At 64.9% G+C, this 22,881-nt stretch carries 19 protein-coding genes; 12 read left to right on the plus strand and 7 right to left on the minus strand.

The genetic code is table 11. The features are described 5' to 3' along the window. Positions 1-11: 11 nt before the first annotated feature. On the minus strand, positions 12-2,501 hold the full coding sequence (locus tag AC07XS_RS03510) for a glycosyltransferase (RefSeq protein WP_182713352.1): 2,490 nt from the start codon (positions 2,499-2,501) through the stop codon (positions 12-14). A 125-nt stretch (positions 2,502-2,626) separates the two neighbouring features. Here AC07XS_RS03510 and AC07XS_RS03515 point away from each other — a divergent pair, with 125 nt between their 5' ends. Further along, entirely contained in the window at positions 2,627-3,463 is an 837-nt protein-coding gene (locus tag AC07XS_RS03515; RefSeq protein WP_182713351.1) for a phytanoyl-CoA dioxygenase family protein, read from the plus strand. Positions 3,464-3,634: 171 nt separating this feature from the next. On the opposite strand, the gene glmS is transcribed toward AC07XS_RS03515, so the two are convergent. Beyond that, entirely contained in the window at positions 3,635-5,449 is a 1,815-nt protein-coding gene (gene glmS / locus AC07XS_RS03520) for a glutamine--fructose-6-phosphate transaminase (isomerizing) (RefSeq protein ID WP_152949383.1), read from the minus strand. A gap of 166 nt (positions 5,450-5,615) precedes the next feature. Between glmS and glmM the strand changes: the two genes are divergently transcribed. Next, complete coding sequence (gene glmM / locus AC07XS_RS03525; RefSeq protein ID WP_182713350.1) at positions 5,616-6,965, plus strand: phosphoglucosamine mutase; 1,350 nt, start codon at positions 5,616-5,618, stop codon at positions 6,963-6,965. 250 nt (positions 6,966-7,215) lie between these two features. Then, positions 7,216-9,051 carry a DUF885 family protein gene (locus AC07XS_RS03530; RefSeq protein WP_182713349.1) on the plus strand — a complete coding sequence of 612 codons (1,836 nt, stop codon included), beginning with the start codon at positions 7,216-7,218 and terminating at the stop codon, positions 9,049-9,051. Positions 9,052-9,060: 9 nt separating this feature from the next. Here AC07XS_RS03530 and AC07XS_RS03535 read toward each other — a convergent pair whose 3' ends face one another. The 3 genes from AC07XS_RS03535 to AC07XS_RS03545 are packed head-to-tail and all read right to left on the minus strand — an operon-like array spanning position 9,061 to position 11,323. Continuing rightward, complete coding sequence (locus AC07XS_RS03535) at positions 9,061-9,969, minus strand: NAD(P)/FAD-dependent oxidoreductase (RefSeq protein WP_321207941.1); 909 nt, start codon at positions 9,967-9,969, stop codon at positions 9,061-9,063. Then, positions 9,966-11,114, minus strand: a complete 1,149-nt coding sequence (locus AC07XS_RS03540) for a DUF1176 domain-containing protein (protein WP_182713347.1) — start codon at positions 11,112-11,114, stop codon at positions 9,966-9,968. Before AC07XS_RS03540 ends, AC07XS_RS03535 begins: the two co-directional genes overlap by 4 nt. After that, on the minus strand, positions 11,111-11,323 hold the full coding sequence (locus AC07XS_RS03545; RefSeq protein WP_152949379.1) for a hypervirulence associated TUDOR domain-containing protein: 213 nt from the start codon (positions 11,321-11,323) through the stop codon (positions 11,111-11,113). The genes AC07XS_RS03540 and AC07XS_RS03545 overlap by 4 nt, the downstream gene beginning before the upstream one ends. A gap of 308 nt (positions 11,324-11,631) precedes the next feature. Between AC07XS_RS03545 and AC07XS_RS03550 the strand changes: the two genes are divergently transcribed. From AC07XS_RS03550 to AC07XS_RS03560, 3 genes are all read left to right on the plus strand, one after another. Continuing rightward, entirely contained in the window at positions 11,632-12,852 is a 1,221-nt protein-coding gene (locus AC07XS_RS03550; RefSeq protein ID WP_152949378.1) for an NADP-dependent isocitrate dehydrogenase, read from the plus strand. Positions 12,853-13,068: 216 nt separating this feature from the next. Continuing rightward, entirely contained in the window at positions 13,069-13,650 is a 582-nt protein-coding gene (locus AC07XS_RS03555; RefSeq protein WP_182713346.1) for a DUF2939 domain-containing protein, read from the plus strand. A 45-nt stretch (positions 13,651-13,695) separates the two neighbouring features. Beyond that, a complete protein-coding gene (locus AC07XS_RS03560; protein ID WP_182713345.1) occupies positions 13,696-14,247 on the plus strand; it encodes a DUF2939 domain-containing protein in 552 nt (183 codons plus the stop codon). A gap of 139 nt (positions 14,248-14,386) precedes the next feature. Here the strand turns inward: AC07XS_RS03560 and alaS are convergent, their stop codons facing one another. After that, entirely contained in the window at positions 14,387-17,035 is a 2,649-nt protein-coding gene (alaS, locus tag AC07XS_RS03565; RefSeq protein ID WP_182713344.1) for an alanine--tRNA ligase, read from the minus strand. A gap of 360 nt (positions 17,036-17,395) precedes the next feature. On the opposite strand from alaS, the gene AC07XS_RS03570 reads away from it, so the two are divergent. After that, positions 17,396-17,908 (plus strand): hypothetical protein, encoded by a 513-nt coding sequence (locus AC07XS_RS03570; RefSeq protein ID WP_054764567.1) that lies wholly within the window; start codon positions 17,396-17,398, stop codon positions 17,906-17,908. Between the two features lie 87 nt (positions 17,909-17,995). Here the strand turns inward: AC07XS_RS03570 and AC07XS_RS03575 are convergent, their stop codons facing one another. Then, the gene (locus AC07XS_RS03575; protein ID WP_182713343.1) at positions 17,996-18,874 is read right to left on the minus strand and encodes a pirin family protein; all 879 of its coding nucleotides are present in this window, start codon (positions 18,872-18,874) and stop codon (positions 17,996-17,998) included. A 265-nt stretch (positions 18,875-19,139) separates the two neighbouring features. Between AC07XS_RS03575 and sdhC the strand changes: the two genes are divergently transcribed. The 5 genes from sdhC to AC07XS_RS03600 all read left to right on the plus strand — a co-directional run. After that, on the plus strand, positions 19,140-19,604 hold the full coding sequence (sdhC, locus tag AC07XS_RS03580; RefSeq protein ID WP_082382585.1) for a succinate dehydrogenase, cytochrome b556 subunit: 465 nt from the start codon (positions 19,140-19,142) through the stop codon (positions 19,602-19,604). Continuing rightward, positions 19,601-20,005 carry a succinate dehydrogenase, hydrophobic membrane anchor protein gene (gene sdhD / locus AC07XS_RS03585; RefSeq protein WP_182713342.1) on the plus strand — a complete coding sequence of 135 codons (405 nt, stop codon included), beginning with the start codon at positions 19,601-19,603 and terminating at the stop codon, positions 20,003-20,005. The genes sdhC and sdhD overlap by 4 nt, the downstream gene beginning before the upstream one ends. 7 nt (positions 20,006-20,012) lie before the next feature. Beyond that, the gene (gene sdhA, locus AC07XS_RS03590) at positions 20,013-21,797 is read left to right on the plus strand and encodes a succinate dehydrogenase flavoprotein subunit (protein ID WP_054764564.1); all 1,785 of its coding nucleotides are present in this window, start codon (positions 20,013-20,015) and stop codon (positions 21,795-21,797) included. A gap of 12 nt (positions 21,798-21,809) precedes the next feature. Beyond that, positions 21,810-22,607 carry a succinate dehydrogenase iron-sulfur subunit gene (locus AC07XS_RS03595; RefSeq protein ID WP_182713341.1) on the plus strand — a complete coding sequence of 266 codons (798 nt, stop codon included), beginning with the start codon at positions 21,810-21,812 and terminating at the stop codon, positions 22,605-22,607. Between the two features lie 10 nt (positions 22,608-22,617). After that, positions 22,618-22,881, plus strand: a 264-nt coding sequence (locus AC07XS_RS03600) for a gamma-glutamylcyclotransferase family protein (RefSeq protein ID WP_182713340.1), incomplete at its 3' end; no start/stop codon positions are given.

Below are 22,881 nucleotides of genomic sequence, written 5' to 3' on the forward strand. Positions count from 1 at the left end.
CCGCATAGCACTCAATTCACTACTATAGAGGGCGGAATCTTGCTGCTGCCCCGCCTGACCGAGGGCTTCCTACGCAGGTAGCTCACATGCGCAGGGCGAAACGGGTCTATAGTCTTCCTGACTTCGTGGAGTGCTGGAGCCTCGTCACTAAACAGCGGACTAAAGTACGGATCATGCCTACCCATTAGATCTGACCACCTCGCGCTCATTAAGCTGGTGTCTTTAGGATGACTCAGCTGCTTGGATGTCATACGTGTTGCAGACTCATGATGGTATAGCACGGCATGACCATCAAAGAGAACCTTATACCCCGCCTCTCTTATCCTCAGACATAAATCTATGTCATTAAATCCAACTGCGAGGAGAGGATCAAAACCGCCCACCGTCTTAAATATGTCGGCGCGCACCATCATACAGGCACCGGTAACAGCCGAAAAATCACGCACGGAAACCAAGCCGCTTATATACCCTGGGTTCCTTCCCTCACCAAGGTTCGAGGGCGCATTCTTGTACACGTGCTCTGCAGGCCCACCCACATTCAGCACAACGCCGCCGTGCTGAACGGATCCATCAGAATAGAGGAGAAGCGCTCCTACAGCCCCAACATCCTCACGAAGGCAAAGCCCCTGCATGTGCTCAATCCAACCAGCTTCGATCGCTTCGACGTCATTATTGGCAAACAAGTAGAGATCATAACCACTCCCCGCCTCTTCGACTGCCCTGTTATTCATTGCAGAAAAATTGAACGGTCCGGAATACCTTATTACTTTTACACGATTCGGAAGTTGAGACATGTAATCCAAAGTCGCCTGATCGTTCGAATCATGATCGACGATCAATACGTCAGATTCTGTCGTTAGCAACAAAGAATCTACGCAGGGCTTCAGCAGGTCAACGCGATTCTTTGTCGGAATTATGATCAGAGATTTGGCGCAAGAAGGAAAATCATGGCGGAATGTATTGAACGTTAGTCCATTCGACACTTCAGCCCTACTATTTGTTCGGGCATGATGTCGCTCTAAAGAACGTCGCGTTGCGTCCATTACGGCGTCGATTTTCTCATGACCAGCACTGCCATCGTGCGTCCTCCACCGATAAAGCGGAACAGGAATGTGCGACACGGATTTCGAATTTTCCAAGATGCGCAGGACAAAATCAACGTCCATAGAGATGTTCATTTTTAGATCATACCCACCCACCTTCTTAGCTAATGATCTTTTTACAGAAACAAAGTGAACAAAATATGGATGCGATATGTAGTAATCGTAGGAAAAACTGGGGCGAGCTACAACTTGAGATATAACATCTATGTCCTCACCACATATGACTTCGTCAGTATATATAATATCGTGACCTGACAGTGATTCTTTCAGAACCCTATACACAGCCTCCGGCTCTAGGGCATCATCATGGTCGAGAAAGGCGACATATTTTCCTCGCGCATGTCGAATGCCATCATTCACAGCCGCAGACACACCGCCATTCTTCTCTCTTCTTATCACCTTAATCCTGGAATCAACAGCAGAAAACTCAGTTAACACTTGTTGCACCAGAGGTTCTGTGGAGGCATCATCTACACACAGCAGCTCCCACCTGCTACAGAACTGTGAAATTACGCTGTTTATTGCCCGTCTGAGCCAATCAACGGGCGTATTGTAGACGGGCATTACAATGGACAATAAACTTCCAGCTGTTTCACGATCCATTGAATCGCAAAGCTCTTCTAGCTCATGGCTGGCCAAGCCGTCCCACCGCTTGAGCCATATGGCTACATGATCGTCTGCAGAAGGCTGGTACGGCGAGTTTACCAAGGTCCGTTTGCTGCGCGCCAACCTAGCCACCACCGCGCCGGCCTCCGCTCGGTAGTCAGAGCTGAGCGCGATCCTAAACCCAGCATGAGTGTTGCTAAAGCCGGCGGCCACCACGTCTGGCCGCGGCAACGATGTCCTGCCCTCCCCGACAACCAAGCCGTTTTGGAGAAATTCCAACTCGGCCGGACCTTCGGGCCCATCGGGGTCCACACACCAGCCGAAAATCGAATTCGCGACGAGACCGTCGATGCACCCGACGATATCCGGCGCATCTCGGACTGACGCGCCGTGCTCACCCATTCTAAGAAGCTCCCGCCCAGCTTCCGAATTGCCGTCAAGCTCGAAGCTCCGACGGAAGAAAGCCGCAGCTCGTTCATTGTGGCCGGAAAATTTTGCGAGATAAGCGCGCCTCAGCCAAGCATTGGACGAGCGCGGCTTGAGCTTGCAGCCTCTTTCATAGGCTGCCTCCGCCTCGTCGTAGCGGCCGGCGTCCTTCAGCGCATTTCCCAAGCGCACCCAACTGTGACCATCATGAGGGCGCACAGCGAGATGCCTGCGAAGCGCATCTATAGCTTCCAGAGGACGCCCCGCCCTCAAAGCAGCCACCCCCTCGTCACGATGAACGGTATTGTTGGACTTCCTGAGCCTCTCCAGTGCCTTGGCCCACCCGCCAGCGATTTTGTAACTCAACACCTGTCTACGGGTCCCTGTCATTGCTCATCCCTTTTAGATGCCTTGCGGCATGAGACAACTGCTGCAGATACGGTTGAACGGAAATCCCGCGCTCGTTAATATGCCTTCTCGGGAGCCACTCAATGTTCAACGCGTTTCGATCGCTTTCTGCAGCACAGCAGAAAATATGGAAAGATCAGGGTTATCTGCATCTCAAGAAGGCCATAAGCCCGACGGAGATGGCGGCCGTAAGAAAGGCTGTTGATTGGCAGTGGGCGAACCCCATGGGCAACCCACACCAAGTAGATGTCATCACTGGACCGCACGCGGGTCGCTGCTTTTCGATGAATGAGGCCCCGCCGTCAGTGAGATCCGAAGCCTACAAGCTGAACAATCTATTCCTTTACAGCGAACAAATCCGCAATGTTGCGCTGTCAAGGAGACTTAAGCCTGTCCTAGCTGAGCTGCTCAATGGCGAACCCATGATATGCAACTCTCTCAATTTCGAACGGGGCAGCCAACAGGATGCACACATAGACAGCTGGTACATGCCCCCTCCGAAAGACGAAGGCATGGTGGCGGCAAGCATCACCTTAGATCCAGTTGACGACCAAAACGGCCCGATCTTCTTCTACCCGGGAAGCCATCAAATTCCACCATACCGTTTTTCGGATGGACGACTGAACGCGATCGAAGCAGAGATGGCAGCCTGCCACGATTACATTCGAGGAGAAATCGAAAAGCGAAATCTCGAAGTTACGCTTTACAAGGGGCAGCCGGGAGATGTTCTAATCTGGCACGGTCAACTAATCCACGGCGGATCGCCGATCAAAGACTTCGCCCGAACCCGTAATAGCTTGGTCGTTCATTACTGGCGAGCTGAGGACGTTTCACAGAGCGCCTTGTTTCGTGGTAAAGGAGGCAGCGCTTACCTCGGTCACACTTTGCGTGGCGAGCTAACGCCGCTGTCGATCAAATAGAAAACTAGCCCTGAGCCGCGAAATTTAACGAGCTGCCCATGCAATAAATTTGCCGGATGGGCACTCATCAATAAGGATGCAATCCCGATTGCCGCCGAGCCCTTGACGATATTTCAGGCTGAATCGCGACCTATAGTGTAATTCTAAGTATGCTTTTTGATCACCCGCGCGTCACTCCACCGTGACGGACTTGGCCAGATTGCGGGGCTGATCGACGTCCGTGCCTTTCTGAACGGCCGTGTAGTAGGCCAGAAGCTGCATCGGCACGGCGTAAACCAAGGGCGCGATCAGGGGGTGGCAGTCCGGGGCGTGGATACGGCGAATGCCGGCGCCGTGCGGGTCGGGGGCGTTTTCCGGGGCGATCATGATTACGGGGCCGCCGCGCGCGGCGACTTCCTGCAGGTTTGAGGCGGTCTTTTCGAACACATCGTCCAGGGGGGCCAGGGCGATGGTCGGGGTTTCCTCGTCGATCAGGGCGATCGGGCCGTGCTTCAGCTCGCCGGCGGCGTAACCCTCAGCGTGGATATAGCTGATCTCCTTCAGCTTCAGAGCGCCCTCCATGGCCAGGGGGAACATGGCGCCCCGGCCCAGGAACAGGATGTCGTCGGCCTTGGCCAAATCCTGGACCACGGCGCGGATGCTGGCGTCCATGCGCAGGGCTTCGGCGATCAGGCGAGGGCTTTCGAACAGGGCCTTGACCAGTTCCGCCTCCTGGGCCGCGTCGATCCGACCACGCGCCACGCCGGCCGCGACGGCCAGGGCCAGCAGGGCCGCGACCTGGGCGGTGAAGGCCTTGGTCGAGGCGACGCCGATCTCCGGCCCGGCATGGGTGGGCCACAGCACCTCGGCCTCACGCGCCATGGAGGAGGAGTGGACGTTGACCACCGCGGCCGTCTTCAGCCCCTGGGCCTTGCACCAGGTCAGGCTGGCCAGGGTGTCGGCGGTCTCCCCCGACTGGCTGACGGCGACGGCCAAGGTCTTGGGCGACACCGCCGGCGAGCGGTAGCGGAACTCGGAGGCGATCTCGACGTCGCAGGGCAGGCCCGCCAGCCTTTCAAAGGCATAGCGACCGATCTGGCCGGCGTAGAAGGCGGTGCCGCAGGCCACGATCTGAATCCGCTCGACGGCGGCGAAGTCGATGGCGTTCGTCTTGGCCTTTCCGGTCACCAGATCGAGGTATTCCGACAGGGTGTGCTGGACGCTGTCGGGCTGTTCATGGATTTCCTTCTCCATGAAGTGGCGGTATTCGCCCTTCTCGACCATGGCCGAGGAGGCCGAGACCTGGACGACGGCGCGTTCGACCGGCTTGCCGGCGACGTCGAACATCTGGGCGCCGGTTCGGGTGACGGCGACATAGTCGCCCTCTTCCAGGTAGGAGATCTTCTGGGTGAAGGGCCCCACGGCCAGGGCGTCAGAGCCCAGATACATTTCATCCTCGCCCCAGCCGACGACCAGGGGGCTGCCGCGGCGGGCGCCCAGGATCAGATCGTCCTCGCCGTCGATCAGCACCGCGAGGGCGTAGGCGCCGGTCAGACGGTCCAGAGTGATCTTGAACGCCTCCAGGGGGCTACGACCAGTGTTGAGCTCGGCGTCCAGCAGGTGGGCGATGACCTCGGTGTCGGTCTGGCTTTCGAAGACATGGCCCTCTGCGGCCAGTTCCGCCTTCAGCTCGGCGAAGTTCTCGATGATGCCGTTGTGGACCAGGGTGACGCGGCCGGCCTTGTGCGGGTGGGCGTTGGCGGTGGTGGGCGCGCCGTGGGTGGCCCAGCGGGTGTGGCCGATGCCGACCGTGGCCTTCAGCGGCGCTTCGGCCAGGACGGCTTCCAGATTGCGGATCTTGCCCTGGGCGCGCCGGCGCTCGACCGCGCCGTCCACAACGGCGGCGACTCCGGCGGAGTCATAGCCTCGGTATTCCAGCCGTTTCAGGCTGTCGATCAGCCGGGGAACGACGGGTCCATTGCCGGTGACGCCGATGATGCCGCACATGCGCTGGGAACTCCGAAGAGGAAGGAAACAGAAGGGCGCCGCTTTGCACTGGCGGCGATCCGGGGCTAAGCCACGCATCAGACCCCACCCGCCGTCTAGGCAATCTTAAGGCGGACTGCATCAAAAATGGGGTTTCGGAACGTTACCCGAAACGAAGGACGACGCCTTGGGCGACAGGAAATATTTCGGCACCGACGGCATTCGCGGGCGCGCCAACACCTATCCGATGACGGCCGAGGTCGCGCTGCGCGTGGGTCTGGCCGCAGGGAAACTGTTCCGCACCGGCGACGACCGCCGCCATCTGGTGGTGATCGGCAAGGACACGCGCCTGTCGGGCTATACGATCGAGCCGGCCCTGGTCGCCGGTTTCGCCTCAGTGGGCATGGACGTGCGCACCTTCGGCCCGGTGCCGACGCCGGGGGTGGCCATGCTGACCCGGTCGATGCGCGCGGACCTGGGGGTGATGATCTCGGCCTCGCACAACGACTATGCCGACAACGGGATCAAGCTGTTCGGCCCGGACGGCTACAAGCTGTCGGACGAGATCGAGCTGAAGATCGAGGCCCTGATGGACGACGGCCTGGACCATGGGCTGGCGCCGTCGAACAAGCTGGGTCGGGTCAAGCGGATCGATGACGCCCAGGCCCGCTATATCGAGATCGCCAAACAGGCCTTCCCGAAACGGCTGTCGCTACAGGGCCTGCGGATCGCCGTCGATTGCGCCAACGGCGCCGGCTACAAGGTCGCCCCCACCACACTGTTCGAACTGGGGGCCGAGGTCTTCCCCGTGGGGGTGGCTCCGAACGGGACCAATATCAATGCCGAATGCGGCTCCACCCATCCGCAAACCCTGGTCGAGGCGGTCAAGCGATACCGAGCCGATATCGGCATCGCCCTGGACGGGGACGCCGACCGGGTCATCATCTGCGACGAGAAGGGCCAGGTGGTGGACGGCGACCAGATCATGGCCCTGGTCGGCCTGGACTGGGCCCGGCGCGGCCGGCTGGCGGGCGGCGGGGTGGTGGCCACCGTCATGTCCAACCTGGGACTGGAGCGGCGGCTGAAGGCCGAGGGCCTGACGCTGGAGCGGACCAAGGTCGGCGACCGCTATGTGATGGAGCGGATGCGCGAGGGCGGGTTCAACATCGGCGGCGAACAGTCGGGCCACATCATCCTGCACGACCACGCCACTACCGGCGACGGCCTGATGGCGGCGCTGCAGGTGCTGGCGGTTCTGGTCGAGTCCGGCAAGCCGATGAGCGAACTGGCCCGCCAGTTCGACCCGGTGCCGCAGAAGCTGGAGAATGTGCGCTTCACCGCCGCAAAGCCGCTGGAGAACGAGAAGGTCAAGGCGGCGATCGCTGAGGCCGAGGCGGCGCTGAACGGCTCGGGGCGGCTGCTGGTGCGGCCCTCGGGCACGGAGAAGCTGATCCGGGTCATGGCGGAAGGCGACGACGCGGCCCTGGTGAAGCGGGTGGTGTCGGAGGTTTCGGCGGCGGTGAAGGCGGCGGGGTGACTTTCAAGACCCTCTCCCGCTTGCGGGGGAGACCATCCCCGGCGTTCGCGAAGCGAACCAGGGTCGGAGGGGGAAGTCTTCTTTCTTGCAGAAGCGGAACTTCCCCCATCGTCAACCGTCTCGCTGCTCTCTACGAGCTGACACTTCCCCCGCAAGCGGGGGAAGGTGGTCTGCGCCTGTCCGCGATTTCACTTGCGGGTCGAGACGACCGGCGCTCCATTGGGGTCAGACATACTCGCTGGGGCCTTCCATGATCGACCGTCGCCGCCTTCTTCTGTCCGCCGCTGCGGGCGCGGGTCTCGCCGCCGCCCACGGCCAGGCGTTTGCGCTGAACGCCCCGGCCGGCGACGCCGCCCAGTCCAAGGCCGCCCTGGCCGCCTTCATGGACCAGGCGTTCGAAAAGACCCTGGACCTCAGTCCCGAAACCGTGACCGCCTTCGGCCTGGACGCCGGCGCGCGCGCGGCCGCCAAGTCGCAGTTGACCGTTCCGACTGCCGAGAACGAGGAGAAGTTCCGCGCCTTCACCAGAGCCCAGCGGACCGCGCTCGGCGCTTTGGATCGGTCGTCCATGGACGCCCAGGACGGCATCTATTACGACACCATCGCCGACAATCTGGACGGGGTGATCGCCACCTTCGCCATCCCCTACGGCCAGGGCGGCTGGCCCAACCCCTACCGCGTCAGCCAGCAGGGCGGGGCCTATCAGTCGACGCCGGACTTCCTGGCCAACCAGCATACGATCCAGACGGCCGAGGACGCCGACGCCTATGTGGCCCGCATCTCCGCCTTCGCCGACGTCCTGACCGCCGAGACCGAACGTCTGCGCGAGGACTACGCCCTGGGGGTGATCCCGCCGGACTTCATCCTGGCCAAGGCCATCGCCCAGCAGGACGGGATTCTGAGCACCGCCGCCGCCGCCTCGCCCATGGTCGCCTCGGTGGTGGACAGGACGCAGGCCAAGGGCCTGTCGGGCGACTGGGGCGCCCAGGTCGAGGCCCTGCTGACCCAAAAGGTCTATCCCGCCCTGTCGGCCCAGAACGCCCTGCTGAAGGCCGCCCTGCCGCGCGCCGGACATGAGGCCTCGGTTCGCCGCCTGCCGCAGGGCCAGCAATATTACGCCAACAGCCTGCGCTACATCACCACCACCCGGCTGACGGCGGACGAGATCCACCGCACCGGCCGCGCCCAGATGGCCGAGCTGACCGCCCGCGCCGACACCCTGCTGAAGGCCCAGGGGCTGACCCAGGGCACTGTGGCGGAACGGATCCGCGCGCTCGGCCAGGATTCGAAATACGTCTATCCGAACACCGACGCCGGCAAGGCCGAGCTGATCGAGAAGCTGAACGCCCAGATGGCCGACATGCAGGTCCGTCTGCCCGGCGCCTTCGGCCGCCTGCCCAAGGCTTCGGTCCAGATCAAGCGCGTCCCGCCTGCGGTCGAGGCTGGCGCGCCCATGGGCTACTACAACTCGCCGAGTCTGGATGGGTCGCGGCCGGGCATCTACTGGATCAATCTGAAGGACACGGCGGAATGGCCGTCCTGGACCCTGCCGACCCTGACCTATCACGAGGCCGCGCCGGGCCACCATCTGCAGATCAGTCTGCAGCAGGAGAGCGAGGCGGCGCCCAAATATATGAACCTGCTGGGCTTCTCCAGCTATGTGGAAGGCTGGGGTCTGTACGCCGAACAGCTGGCCGACGAACTGGGCGCCTATGAAAACGATCCGATCGGCCAGATCGGCTATGTCCAGTCCCTGATGTTCCGCGCGGCGCGCCTGGTGGTGGACACCGGCATCCACTCGAAGGGCTGGAGCCGCGAACAGGGCATCCAGTACATGATGGAGGCCTATGGCGATCAGGAAGGGGCCGCTGTGTCCGAGGTCGAACGTTACTGCGGCTGGCCCGGCCAGGCCTGCGCCTACAAGGTCGGCCACAATGAATGGGTCCGCCTGCGCGAGAAGGCCAAGACCAGCCTGGGGGCCAAGTTCGACCTGAAGGGTTTCCACGACACGGCCCTGGCCGCCGGGGGCGTGCCCCTGTCGGTGCTGGAGCGGATCGTGGACGGCTGGATCGCGACCCAGGCTTAGTAGGGGACCCTAGTCGGCGACCGTCAGCCCGTCGATCCGGCGCAGGCGATTGTGGATGTCAGTGGCGGCCACGGCCGCCTCGGCGGTGGCGACGGCGATCTGGTTGAGGCCGCGCACCACGTCGCCGGCGGCGTAGAGGCCGGGCACGCTGGCGGCCTGATGCAGATCGACTTCCAGCCGGCCGTCGGCGGCCAGCCGGGCGCCGAGCCCCCTCGCCAGATCGGCGTTGGGCGACGCGCCCAAGGCGGAGTAGACGAGGTCGAAGGCGCGGCTCTGGCCGCCATAGCTCAGGGCCGTCACCCGGTCGTTTTCGATGTCGATCGAGTCCAACGGCGCCAGGATCAGTTCGACGCCGAGCCGTTCCAGCTCGTCAGGACGGCTGAGCGCGTGAGGCGGCCCGATGTGGATCAGTGTCACCCGATCGGAATAGGTGCGCATGAAGGCGGCTTCACGGGCGCCCTTGTCGCTTTGGCCGATGATCGCGACGGCCTTGCCGACGGCCTCATAGCCGTCGCAGATCGGACAGATGCGGACCAGCGCCCTGCGCACCGCCGCTTCGACGCCCGGCAAGTCAGGATGATGATCGACGACTCCCGTCGCCAGAAGAACGGCGCGGGCGCGAACAGATCGGCCATCCCTCTCTGCGATGAAACGCTCGCCGTCGAGGGTCAGGCGATCGATAAGACCCGGCGTGATGACGGCGCCGTATTCTTCAGCCTGTTCGCGCATCCGCTTCAGAATACCCGCGCCAGTGACGCCCGCCGGAAAGCCCGGCATATTGTGGCTGAGCGGAATCCAGCTGGCGCGAGGCGCGCCGCCGTCCGCCACCAGGGTGCGCCGACGAAACCGGCCCAGATAGGTCGCCGCCGTCAGGCCGGCCGGACCGGCGCCGATGATCAGAACCTCCGGGTCGTTCACCGCGTGCGCCAGGCGACGGGCCACAGATCGGACGGCACGCCGGCGCATTCGCCCATGACGCTTTCCTGCGTCAGGGTGAAGCCCTGCCCGGTCCAGGCCCAGGTCTGGGCCGCGCCGCAGTCGCCGATGCCGCGCCCCTTGGCGAAGGCCGACAGCGTGCGGGTCTTCGGATCATAGGCGCCGTTGACGGTCGCATTGTCGGGCATGACCGGATCGGAGCCTGGGCCTTCCGTTCCGGCGAGGATCGCAGGACGAGGATCGCGGCCGCTCGGCCCCGTCAGATACCAGTTGTGAGTGACGTTATAGGCGCCTGCGCCGCAGGGCACGCCCCACAGCTCGGTCCGAGCGTCAAGTCGGGCGGACATGACCATGTCGCTGACGGCGGGCATGGCGGACTCTTTCAGGCAGTTTCCGACCTCGGTGCGGGCGCGCAGCGCGGCGGGCACGCGCTGGTTCTGATCACCGAACCCCGACTGGTCCACGGCCGGAGCGGGGGTGACGGTCGGCAGCGGCGGCGCGACCGGGACGAGGGCGGCCGGACGGGAGCCGCGTCGGATCAGGGCGGTGGGCGTGTCCAGACGGCCCTGTTTCTCGTCGATCCACAACAGGGCGGCGGCGGCGCCGTGCAGCGAGACTTCCTGGGTGGAAGCCCCGCGAATGGTCATGACCTTTCCCTGGGCAAGGGCGTCAAGGGCGCCGCGGACCCCAGTGCGGATTTCGCCGATGGGCGCGTCGGCGTTGCTCGCCTCGCTGAGCGCGGCCGGATAAGCGCGGCCGTCGATGGTCAAGCCGAGGGGGTTGGCGCCCTTGGCGTCGCCGTCGGGCCAGTAGCCAAACAGGATTTGCGGCTGGGCGTCCGGTCCGGGCGCCAGGGCGATACGGACCCAGCCGGCGGCGAAGTCGGGCGCGAAGCCGAAGGCCCAGCAGGTTCCGTCATTGCCGCAGGTGGCGCGCCAGTCGCGGAAGGTCTTGGTCTCGGGGCGAATTTGCAGCACCGGCGCGGCGACGGAGGGCGCCGCCGTACTGGCGGCCTTAGGCGCAGCAGGGGTCTCGGCCGCATCCTTATCGCCGCATCCGGCGACAGCGAACGCAGCCAGAACAAGAGAGGACAGGGGGACGCCGCGCGACAGTGCGTTCAGCTTCATGCCTTCTTCAACTCCGACGGCCTGTGCGCCGCGCGTGCGCCGGTCTTGGCGCTTTCGACGATATACTCCGGATTGTCCTCGGAGGCCGCAACCTTGTGGCCCTTGACCCTTGTTTCGGAGGTCACCTTCTTGACCACCTTGCCGGTCGTCACGCCCTGGCTGTGGTCCCACTTCACCTTGTCGCCGGCCTTGAATGTCTTGTCCGACATGGTTTCGCTTCCTGCTGCGTCGTTTCCTGCTCAGCGATCAGCCTGCGCATCAGTTCCGCATCGACCACCGGCGGCGCCTCGCAGAAGGTGACGATCCACTGATCCACCAGTCGGCGCTCTTCCTCCGTCATCCCGACGTCCGTGTCTGTTGCTGAGCCAAAGAGAAGTCCGGGCGCGCCAAAGGGTTCAGGCGGGATCTGCGTTATTCCGCGCGGCGACGATGGGCGGCGGGGTTTGCGCGGGCGCTTGGCCTCGCTATACCGCCGCCACGACATTCCCTTCCCCACAGTCACAGGCGGACCGCACGCATGGCCAAGATCAAGGTCGAAAACCCCATCGTCGACATCGACGGCGACGAAATGACCCGCATCATCTGGCAGATGATCAAGGACAAGCTGGTCTTCCCGTTCCTGGATCTCGAGCTGGACTATTACGACCTGGGCATGGAGAACCGCGACGCCACCGACGATCAGGTGACGATCGACGCGGCCCACGCCATCCAGAAGCACGGCGTCGGCGTGAAGTGCGCCACCATCACCCCGGACGAGGCCCGGGTGAAGGAGTTCGGCCTGAAGAAGATGTGGAAGTCGCCGAACGGCACCATCCGCAACATCCTGGGCGGCGTGGTCTTCCGCGAGCCGATCATCTGCTCGAACGTGCCGCGCCTGGTGCCGGGCTGGACCCAGCCGATCGTCGTCGGCCGTCACGCCTTCGGCGACCAGTACAAGGCCACCGACTTCCTGATGCCGGGCGCCGGCACCCTGTCGATCAAGTTCGTCGGCGACGACGGCCAGGTGATCGAGCATGAGGTGTTCAAGTCGCCGGGCGCCGGCGTCGCCATGGGCATGTACAACCTGGACGCCTCGATCCGCGACTTCGCCCACGCCTCCTTCGCCTACGGCCTGGCGCGCAACTATCCGGTCTATCTGTCGACCAAGAACACGATCCTGAAAGCCTATGACGGCCGCTTCAAGGACATCTTCCAGGAGGTGTTCGACGCCGAATACGCCGAGGAGTTCAAGAAGCGCGGCCTGACCTATGAGCACCGCCTGATCGACGACATGGTCGCGGCCGCGATCAAGTGGTCGGGCGGCTTCGTCTGGGCGTGCAAGAACTACGACGGCGACGTCCAATCGGACGTCGTGGCCCAGGGCTTCGGCTCGCTGGGCCTGATGACCTCGGTCCTGATGACGCCGGACGGCAAGGTGCTGGAGACGGAAGCCGCCCACGGCACCGTGACCCGTCACTATCGCCAGCACCAGAAGGGCGAGGCCACCTCGACCAACTCGATCGCTTCGATCTTCGCCTGGACCCGCGGCTTCAAACACCGCGCCAAGCTGGACGGCAACGAGGCCCTGGGCGTCTTCGCCGACACCCTGGAGAAGGTGGTCGTCGAGACCGTGGAGTCGGGCGACATGACCAAGGACCTGGCCCTGCTGGTCGGCGATCAACAGGGCTGGCTGACCACCGAGGGCTTCCTCGACAAGGTCGCCGAAAACCTGAAGGCCGCCCTGCCGGACGTCGGCTGAGCCCGTCCTCAAGCCGTCAGCGCGGCAGGACAGCGAGCATCCTGAAGCCGCGCAAAGCGCGGCAGGACAACAGCCGTCCTCAAGCAGAGCGAAGCGCGGTAGGACACCAAGAGAGAGAGAGAGAGAGAGACAGCCCCGCCGGATCCGTCCGGCGGGGCTTTTCGTTGCGTCCTCCGATGGGCCGTGCATGATCGGGCCCACTGTGGGGGAAGCGACGTGAAACGGTTGTTCGGCAATCTGGTGGTTCTGGCGCTCGTGACGGCGGTCGCGGCCTTTTTTGCGGCGCCGGCGGTGGGCTTTTTCGCCATCCGGTCGGCGGCGGAGGCGGGCGACGTCCAGGGCCTGACCCGGCTGATCGACTTCCAGGCCGTTCGCCACTCGTTGCGGCCGCAGCTGAGCGGCGGGGTTCAGGCGCCGGCGCCCTCCTTCCTCGAAGACCCGATCGGGGCGGTAAGGCGCCAGATGGAACGGACCCCGGTGCTGAACGCCCCAGACGTGGACGCCTATCTGACCCCGGCGGCCATCTCGGCCCTGACGCGGGGCGAGGGGCGCTACGCCAGCCACTGGTCCGGCGCGGTTGCGCCCCAGGCGGGGGCGGAAACACCCAAGCCCTGGCCTCGGCCGGTGTTCTGGAGCGTGAACCGGGCGCGGATGGCGGTTCAGGACCAGGGCGGATCGCGCACCGTCTTCACCTTTGAACGGCGGGGGCCGTTCGAATGGGTGTTGGTCCAGATCGGCCTGCCCGATGGGGCGGCGCCCGCCGCGCCCGCACCGGCCAAGCCCTCGTCGAAACCCTAGACGCAACATCCCGCCCGTCTCGACGTTTCGACTGAAGGAGCACCCATGAAGAAGATCGCCATTGGTCTGGTCGCGGCCATTCTGGGACTGGCCCTGGTCGCCTGTTTCATCTCGCCCTTCGTGGCCGCCAAGAGGCTGATCCGAGCGGCGCGGACGGGGGATGTGGCCGGCCTGGAGCAGACGGTGGACTTCCCCGCCTTCCGCGCCAGCCTGAAGGCCGAGCTGAACGCCCGGGCGGCGATGGAGATCCGCGATCGGACCGGCGAGAACCGGGCTCTGGCCGCCCTGGGCATGATGCTGGCGCCGTCCCTGGTCGAGGGCGCCGTGGACGGCCTGGTCACGCCGGAGGGCGTAGCCGCCATGGTCCGGTCGGGCGACAAGCCCCGACCCGAGAAGCCGGTCCCGTCGGCCGACACGCCGGCGACGCCGAAGGAGCGGATTCACCAATCCTGGGCCTATCGCGGCGTCAACCGGTTCGCCGTCACCCTGACCCGCGACGACCGACCCGACGACCCCCTGGTGCTGATCATGGAGCGGCGGGGGCCGTTGAGCTGGAAACTGGCGGGGGTGGATCTGACGCCGGACCCGATGGGCTAGGCGCGGCGATCGCTCGCGCGGAGCAAGACGGCTGACGATGGGGGAAGTCTCATTTCCTGAGAACTTCCCTCTCCGTCGCTGGATCGCTTCGCGATCGACGCAACACCTCTCCCGCAGGCGGGAGAGGGTCGGGGTGTGCTCAACCCTTCAGCGCCTCGCGGACGGCGGCCAGGCCCTCTTCGGCCTTGGAGCCGTCGGGAGCGCCGCCTTGGGCGAAGTCGGGCTTGCCGCCGGCGCCTTGTCCGCCCATGGCGATCACGGCGGCGCGGGCCAGGTCGGCGGCGTTGACGCGGTCGGTCAAATCAGAGGTGACGGCGACGGTGACGGCGGCCTTGCCCTCAGTGACGCCGATCAAGGCGACGACGCCGGTTCCGACCTGTTTGCGGAAGTCCTCGGCCACGCCGCGCAGACCCTTGCCGTCCACTCCGTCCAGGACGCGGGCCATCAGCTTGATCCCGCCGATCTCTTCCGGCGCGGAGGACGCACCCGAGCCGCCGCCCAGGGCCAGCTGCTTCTTCAGCTCGGCGACCTGTTTCTCCAGCGCCTTGACCGAGCCTTGCAGGGCCTCGACCCGAGGGAGCACGTCGGGGGTCTGGATCTTGAAGTCGCGGGCCAGCTTGCGGGTCACGCCGGCCTGGGCTTCCAGATAGAGGCGGGCCGCCTCGCCGGTCAGGGCCTCGATACGGCGGACGCCGGCGGCGACGCCGGTCTCCTGAACGATCTTGAACAGGCCGATGTCGCCGGTGCGGGCGACGTGGGTGCCGCCGCACAGTTCGACTGAGTAGGGAGCATTGTCGCTGGTCAGCGACCGGCCCAGCGTCAGCACCCGGACTTCGTCGCCGTATTTTTCGCCGAACAGGGCGATGGCGCCGGCGGCGATGGCGTCGGCGGGGGCCATCAGCTTCGTCTCCGCCGGGACGTTCTGGCGGATGACGGCGTTGACCTCGGCCTCGATGGCGGCCAGCTCGTCCTCGGTCACGGGGGCGCCGTGGCTGAAGTCGAAGCGGGCGCGCTCGGAATCGACCAGCTGGCCCTTCTGGGCCACGGCCGCGCCCAGCACATTCTTCAGGGCCGTGTGCAGCAGGTGGGCGGCCGAGTGGTTGGCGCGGGTGGTCATACGCTTGTCGGCGTCCACCTGTTGGGCGACGCGAGCGCCCATCTCCAGCCGGCCGGCCGTGATCTGGACCGACAGGACGTGCAGGTCGCCGGCGTGCTTCTTGACGTCCAGCACCTCGGCCTCCCCGCCCGGCCATTCCAGCGTGCCCTGGTCGCCGGTCTGACCCCCGCTTTCGGCGTAGAAGGGGGTCGTGTCGAACAAGACCTCGACGATCTCGCCCGCCTCGGCCGCCTCGACCGGCGCGCCGCCGTTCATGAGGGCCAGGACTTCGCCCGAGCCGTCGATGGAGTCATAGCCGGTGAAGACGGTCGGCCCCATGCGGTCGCGCACGGCCAGCCATTCGCCGGCGTTGGCCGACTGGCCCGAGCCCTTCCAGTTCTCGCGCGAGCGCTGGCGCTGTTCGGCCATGGCGGCCTCGAACCCGTCGACATTGACCGAAAAGCCGCGACGACGCGCCTCGTCCTGGGTCAGGTCCAGCGGGAAGCCGTAGGTGTCGGACAGGGTGAAGGCCGTCTGGCCGTCCAGCATGTCGCCCGGCTTGAAGCCCTGAACCGCCGTGTCGAACAGGGCCATGCCCCGGCCGAGGGTGGTGCGGAACCGCACCTCTTCCTGTTTCAGCGTGTCCTCGATGAAGGCCTGGGCGCGGGCCAGTTCAGGATAGGCGTCGCCCATCTGATCGACCAAGGTGGGGACCAGACGGTGCATCAGCGGGTCGGCCGCGCCCAGCAGATGGGCGTGGCGCATGGCGCGGCGCATGATCCGGCGCAGCACATAGCCCCGGCCTTCGTTCGACGGGGTCACGCCGTCGGCGATCAGGAAGGAGGAGGAGCGCAGGTGGTCGGCGATGACCCGATGGCTGGCGGCCTGGTCGCCGGCGGCCTTGGTCGAGGTGGCGTCTTCCGAGGCGGCGATCAGGGTCTTGAACAGGTCGGTCTCGAACACCGAATGCACGCCCTGGAGCACGGTGGTCATCCGCTCCAGACCCATGCCGGTGTCGACGCTGGGCTTGGGAAGGTTGCGAACGATCTGGTCGTTCTCCTTCTCGAACTGCATGAAGACGTTGTTCCAGATCTCCACGAAGCGGTCGCCGTCCTCGTCCGGCGAGCCGGGAGGGCCGCCGGCGATCTTATCGCCGTGGTCCCAGAAGATCTCGGTGCAGGGGCCGCAGGGGCCTGAGTCGCCCATGGCCCAGAAATTGTCCGAGCCGGCGATGCGGATGATCTTGTCGTCGGAGAAGCCGGTGACCTTCTTCCAGATGGCGGCGGCCTCGTCGTCATCGATATAGACGGTGACCAGCAGGCGCTTGGGATCCAGATCGAAGTCCTGGGTCACCAGTTTCCACGCCCGGTCAATGGCGTGTTCCTTGAAATAGTCGCCGAAGGAGAAGTTACCCAGCATCTCGAAGAAGGTCAGGTGGCGGGCGGTGTAGCCGACATTGTCCAGGTCATTGTGCTTGCCCCCGGCGCGGACGCATTTCTGCGAACTGGTGGCGCGCGGATAGGGCGGCTTGGACGCGCCGGTGAAATAGTCCTTGAACGGCACCATGCCCGCATTGACGAACAGCAGGGACGGATCGTTCTGCGGCACCAGCGGCGCCGAGTGAACCTTCTCGTGACCGTCGGCCGCGAAGAAGTTCAGATAGGTGGCGCGGATCTCGTTCAGGCTGGGCATTTGGGCGTGTCTTCGGCTCGGCGGTCGCTAAGGAACCGGCGTCATATAGGGTTTTGTCGGGGAACGCATCATCTGGGCGAGGTGGGGGCGAGGCGGGGCGATTTCCTGGGTTCGACCCATTTCGGCATCAATGTGCGGTGGGGCTAGATCTGCGCCTGACTATTACGCAGACGGTGCCCAAGACCCTGGGCGCGGTCAGCATTACCCTCTGGTGCCCCTAGCGGGGTGTCCTCCCCCCACCGCACTGCCATACATAGCATCAGCGAAAGTCAGCGTCTGCTGTGGCTACGATTAGATAAGACGCCTCACGACCCGTTGCGGACATTGGCATGAGTGCTTTCCCGTGGAAGGTTAGTAGCCATGCTTGAACTCGACGATAACCGCTGGTCTGAACTCACTCACGCTTACGGGGCGGCATCGGACATTCCCGATCTTCTCCACGCATTGGCGAAACGGCCAGAGCAGCAGGGTCCAAACGACGAGCCGTGGCTTACGCTTTGGTCGAGCCTTTGCCATCAAGGCGACGTCTACACCGCGTCATACGCAGCGATCCCGCATGTCGTGGAAATCGCGCTATCACAAGCGAACCCGATTGATTTCGGCTTTTTGCTCTTTCCGGCGTCGGTTGATGTGGCTCGGACAAATGGTCGAGGGCCAGAGGTGCCGGACTTTCTCCTGCCCGCCTACGACTTAGCCATCTCTCGCCTGCCGGACTGTGTGCTCGCTCATCGAGGCGAGAGTTGGAGTCGAGACATGACTGTCGCCGCTATGGCCGCCATGGCTGTCTCGAAAAGTCACCATGCGCTCGCGGAGGCGGTCATGAACCTTGACGAGGATTGGGTTTCCAAGATCAACAACGGCGACTGGGACTGATCGGAAGGTCCTCCAACCACCCCGAACAGCCCTTCGGAATGTCTGCGTTCTGCACAGCCGACGAGGCCTAAAAGCCAAAGGCCAGCCTCACACCCGCGGCGGCGGGCCGAACTTGCCGGACTGGTAGTCCTGAATGGCCTGGATGATTTCCTCGCGGGTGGTCATGACGAAGGGGCCGTGGCTGAAGACCGGCTCCTTGATCGGTTCGGCGTGGCCGAGCAGGACGACGGCCCCGGTCTTGTCTGTGCTTTGGGCCGTGATCTCGACCGCGTCGCCGTCGCCCAGGGCGGCCAGGTTCCATTCGGGCACGGGGGTTCCGGCGACCGACACCTGGCCCTTGATCGCATAGAAGAAGACAGTGCGGCCGGGCGCGACCGGGACTTCGAACCGAGCGCCGGCGGGCATGCGGACGACGGCCAGATGGATGTCGATCAGCGACTGGATCGGCGCCTTGACCCCCAGCCATTCGCCGGAGACCGGCTCGACCACCACGCCGCCCTCGGTGGTGAAGGTGGGGATGTCGGCGGCCTGAAGCCCCACATAGGCGGGCCGGGTCATCTTCAGCCGGGACGGCAGGTTCACCCACAGCTGCAGGATCTCCATCGGCCCGCCGTCGCGCTTGAAGTCGGCCGGCGACAGTTCGGCGTGGATCAGGCCCGAGCCGGCGGTCATCCACTGGATCCCGCCCGCCTTGATGATGCTCTCGCCGCCGCCGGAGTCGTTGTGGGCCAGCTCGCCGTCCAGAATGAAGGTGACGGTCTCGAACCCCCGGTGCGGGTGGGGGCCGAAGGGCAGGCCGGCGTTGTTCGGCGGATAGGTCTGGGGGCCGTGATGGTTCAGGAACAGGAAGGGATCGACCTGATCCAAGCCCGGACCGGGCACCGGCCGACGCGTGATCAGGTCGCCGATGTCATCCCGGTGGGCCGGATGCAGCCGAAGGACGGGGCGGGGCGTGGTCTCGGTCATGGGGTCCATATAGGGGCAGGCGCGGCTTTGGCGAGCTTGGCGGCGCGCAGCGATCCAAAACCCAGGGCGCCGCGTAAAACCTGCATCTCAGGCGGAGCGTGGATCGATCATGCCTTGAATATCGCGATTTCGACACGCATCGGCCTGAGCGACGCTAGAATCCGCTAAGTGATCAACGGTCCGTTGACACCGTCCCTCTAGGGTCACAAAAGCCTTCGCAACCGCACACGGCGATTGAATTCATTCGCTTTTGAGAAGCATTCGCATGACTCAGCCCAAGCCGAACCCGGGGGTTGCATCGGGCGACCGAACCGGTCGTTTCGTCATCCAGCCCAACGGCCATCTGACCCCGCTCTCGCCCCATATGGGAATCTGGCGCTGGCACGTGACCATGGCCGCCTCGATCCTGTTCCGCGCGACCCTGATCGCCGGCACCGTCGGCCTGGTCTTCGTCGTCGCCTGGCTGGGCGCCTTGGCCTTCGGGCCCGAGGCCTATGAGACGGCCTTGGCCTTGGCGGGCTCGCCGCTGGGCCTGTTCGTCGGCTTCGGCCTGACGGTGGTCCTGTTCTCCTTCATCCTGAACGGCGCCCGCCACACGATCAACGACACGGGCAACGGCCTGACCATCAAGTCGGCGACTGCACTGTCGAACATCGCGGTCTGGGCGCCCGTTCCCCTGGCGATCCTGTTCTGGGTCGTCCTGTTCGCTGCCGGGAGGGTCTCGCTGTGAGCGGCGCCGCCAAGTTCAAGAACAAGGTCAAGATTTCCGAGCGCCACGGCGGCGGCGAATGGCTGACCGAGCGGGTGCTGCTGACGGCGCTGCTGCCGCTGGGCGTCTGGGTCGCCTCGACCGGCTTCACCCTGGCGGGCGCCTCTTATGACGCCGTCATGACCTGGTTCGCCAGGCCGCTGAACGCCGGCCTGACGGCGGTCACGGCGGTGCTGCTGTTCGGCTACCTCAGCCTGGCCTGGAAGGTCATCCTCGAGGACTATGTGCCCCAGGTCGGCACCCGCAAGGCCCTGACGGGCCTGCTGAACCTGGTCCTTCTCGTGCTGGCGGCCGCCAGCGTCTTCTTCATCGTGCGGCTGGCGCTGGGTTCTGCGCCCCTGCCCGCCGGTTTCGGAGCCTGATCCCCAGATGGCCGCTTACGAACTGATCGATCACGAATATGACGTCGTCGTCGTCGGCGCCGGGGGCTCCGGCCTTCGCGCCGCGCTCGGCGCCGCCCAGCAGGGGCTGAAGGTCGCCTGCGTCACCAAGGTCTTCCCGACCCGCTCCCACACCGTGGCGGCCCAGGGCGGCATCTCCGCCTCGCTGGGCAATATGGGCGAGGACAGCTGGCAGTGGCACATGTACGACACCGTCAAGGGGTCGGACTGGCTGGGCGACCAGGACTCGATCGAATATCTGGTCCGCAACGCGCCCAAGGCCGTCTATGAGCTGGAACACTGGGGCGTGCCCTTCTCGCGCACCGAGGAAGGCAAGATCTATCAGCGCGCCTTCGGCGGCATGACCCGCAACTTCGGCGAAGGCCCGGTGCAGCGCACCTGCGCCGCCGCCGACCGGACCGGCCACGCCATCCTGCACACCCTGTACGGCCAGTCGGTGCGCCGCGAGGTGAAGTTCTTCATCGAATATTTCGCGCTGGACCTGATCATGCAGGACGGCGCCTGCACCGGCGTGACGGCGCTTCAGCTGGACAATGGGCAGCTTCACCAGTTCCGGGCCAAGATGGTGGTGCTGGCGACCGGCGGCTACGGCCGGGCCTATTTCTCGGCCACCTCCGCCCACACCTGCACCGGCGACGGCAACGCCATGGTGCTGCGCGCCGGCCTGCCGCTGCAGGACATGGAGTTCGTCCAGTTCCACCCGACCGGCATCTACGGCGCGGGCTGCCTGATCACCGAGGGCGCGCGCGGCGAGGGCGGATACCTGACCAACTCGGAAGGCGAGCGCTTCATGGAGCGCTATGCGCCGACCGTGAAGGACCTGGCTCCGCGCGACATGGTCAGCCGCTCCATGACCATCGAGATTCGCGAAGGCCGCGGCGTGGGCCCGAACAAGGACCACATCTTCCTGCACCTGGACCACCTGGATCCGAAGATCCTGCATCAGCGCCTGCCGGGCATTTCCGAAAGCGCCAAGATCTTCGCCGGCGTGGACGTGACCAAGGCGCCGATCCCGGTCCTGCCGACGGTCCACTACAATATGGGCGGCATTCCCACGAACTATCACGGCGAGGTGCTGACCCTTCGTGATGGAAACCCCGACAGCGTCGTGCCCGGCCTGATGGCCGTTGGCGAGGCGGCCTGCGTCTCGGTGCACGGCGCCAACCGCCTGGGCTCCAACTCCCTGACCGACCTGGTGGTGTTCGGCCGCGCCGTCGGCCTGCGCTGCGGCGAGGTGGTGGACAAGGCATCGGCCGTGCCCAGCGCCTCCAAGGCCCAGACCGACGCCCACCTGGCCCGACTGGACCGCTTCCGCAACGCTGACGGCTCCACCCCGACGGCTGAGCTGCGGCTGGCGATGCAGAAGGCGATGCAGGCCGATGCGGCGGTGTTCCGCACCGGCGACACCCTGCAACAGGGCACGGACAAGCTGCGCGCCATCGACGCCGCCGGTTCCGACATCAAGACCACGGACCGCGGCCTGATCTGGAACACGGATCTGATGGAAACGCTGGAGTACGACAATCTGATCGCCCAGGCCGTCGTCACCATCGAGAGCGCCCTGAACCGCACGGAATCGCGCGGCGCCCACGCCCGCGAGGACTATCCGGACCGGGACGACGCGAACTGGATGAAACACACCCTGGCGTGGAAGCGCCCGGGCGAACAGGTCCAGATCGACTACCGCCCCGTGCACAATTACACGATGTCCGACGACATCGCGTACATCGAGCCCAAGGCTCGGGTTTACTGAGGTCGAACGCAGATGGTTCAACTCTCCCTCCCCCGCGGCTCCAAGCCTGCCAAGGGCAAGGTCCACAAGGCCCCGGCCGGCGCCAAGAACGTCAAGACCTACAAGGTCTATCGCTATGACCCCGAGGTCGACGCCGACCCGCGCTGGGACGTCTATGAGGTCTCGTCCGACGATCACGGGCCGATGCTGCTGGACGCCCTGATCCACATCAAGAACACCATCGACCCGACCCTGTCGTTCCGGCGCTCGTGCCGCGAGGGGATCTGCGGCTCCTGCTCGATGAACATCGACGGGCGCAACGCCCTGGCCTGCACCAAGGGCTGGGACGAGTGCCAGTCGCACAACATCACCATCTCCCCCCTGCCGCACCAGCCGGTGGTCAAGGATCTGGTGACGGACCTGAGCCTGTTCTACGCCCAGTACGACTCCATCCAGCCCTATCTCCAGTCGGACGAGCCCGACCCGGAGAAGGAACGGCTCCAGACCCCGGCCGAGCGCGAAAAACTGGACGGCCTGTACGAGTGCATCCTGTGCGCCTGCTGCTCCACCTCCTGCCCCAGCTACTGGTGGAACCAGGAGGAATATCTGGGCCCGGCGGCCCTGCTGCAGTCCTATCGCTGGATCGCCGACAGCCGCGACGACGCCACCCAGAAACGTCTGGACGACCTGGAAGACCCGTTCAAACTGTACCGCTGCCACACCATCATGAACTGCGCCCAGGTCTGCCCCAAGGGGCTGAACCCGGCCAAGGCCATCGCCGAAACCAAGAAGCTGATGGTCGCCCCCAGCCGCAAGAAACAGGCGGCCTGATCCAGACGGCTTGGCCGCCGCCGCCGCCGCCTCCATGACCGCCGGGAGCCTGCTGTTCGCCTATGGCACGCTGCAGGACCCGGCGGTCCAGACGGCCGTCTTCGGCCGCGACCTGGCGCCCGGCGCCCCGGACCGACTGAGCGGTTTTCGCCTGTCGCACATCCCAGCCGACGACCCCCAGGTCACGGCCGGGACCGGCCTGACCCATTATCCGATCCTGATCCCGACGCCGGACGCCGCCCCGCCCGTCCCCGGCCGCCTCTACCCCCTGACC

The sequence above is a fragment of the Brevundimonas sp. GW456-12-10-14-LB3 genome (genome assembly GCF_059424365.1).

What these genes read in the sequence shown, in the direction of transcription:
- sdhC (WP_082382585.1), top strand. Translation starts at nt 19,140, where the DNA reads ATGACTCAGCCCAAGCCGAACCCGGGGGTTGCATCGGGCGACCGAACC.
- AC07XS_RS03560 (WP_182713345.1), top strand. Translation starts at nt 13,696, where the DNA reads ATGAAGAAGATCGCCATTGGTCTGGTCGCGGCCATTCTGGGACTGGCC.
- AC07XS_RS03530 (WP_182713349.1), top strand. Translation starts at nt 7,216, where the DNA reads ATGATCGACCGTCGCCGCCTTCTTCTGTCCGCCGCTGCGGGCGCGGGT.
- AC07XS_RS03575 (WP_182713343.1), bottom strand. Translation starts at nt 18,874, where the DNA reads ATGACCGAGACCACGCCCCGCCCCGTCCTTCGGCTGCATCCGGCCCAC.
- AC07XS_RS03540 (WP_182713347.1), bottom strand. Translation starts at nt 11,114, where the DNA reads ATGAAGCTGAACGCACTGTCGCGCGGCGTCCCCCTGTCCTCTCTTGTT.
- glmS (WP_152949383.1), bottom strand. Translation starts at nt 5,449, where the DNA reads ATGTGCGGCATCATCGGCGTCACCGGCAATGGACCCGTCGTTCCCCGG.
- alaS (WP_182713344.1), bottom strand. Translation starts at nt 17,035, where the DNA reads ATGCCCAGCCTGAACGAGATCCGCGCCACCTATCTGAACTTCTTCGCG.
- AC07XS_RS03550 (WP_152949378.1), top strand. Translation starts at nt 11,632, where the DNA reads ATGGCCAAGATCAAGGTCGAAAACCCCATCGTCGACATCGACGGCGAC.
- AC07XS_RS03595 (WP_182713341.1), top strand. Translation starts at nt 21,810, where the DNA reads ATGGTTCAACTCTCCCTCCCCCGCGGCTCCAAGCCTGCCAAGGGCAAG.
- AC07XS_RS03545 (WP_152949379.1), bottom strand. Translation starts at nt 11,323, where the DNA reads ATGTCGGACAAGACATTCAAGGCCGGCGACAAGGTGAAGTGGGACCAC.
- AC07XS_RS03570 (WP_054764567.1), top strand. Translation starts at nt 17,396, where the DNA reads ATGCTTGAACTCGACGATAACCGCTGGTCTGAACTCACTCACGCTTAC.
- sdhA (WP_054764564.1), top strand. Translation starts at nt 20,013, where the DNA reads ATGGCCGCTTACGAACTGATCGATCACGAATATGACGTCGTCGTCGTC.
- AC07XS_RS03515 (WP_182713351.1), top strand. Translation starts at nt 2,627, where the DNA reads ATGTTCAACGCGTTTCGATCGCTTTCTGCAGCACAGCAGAAAATATGG.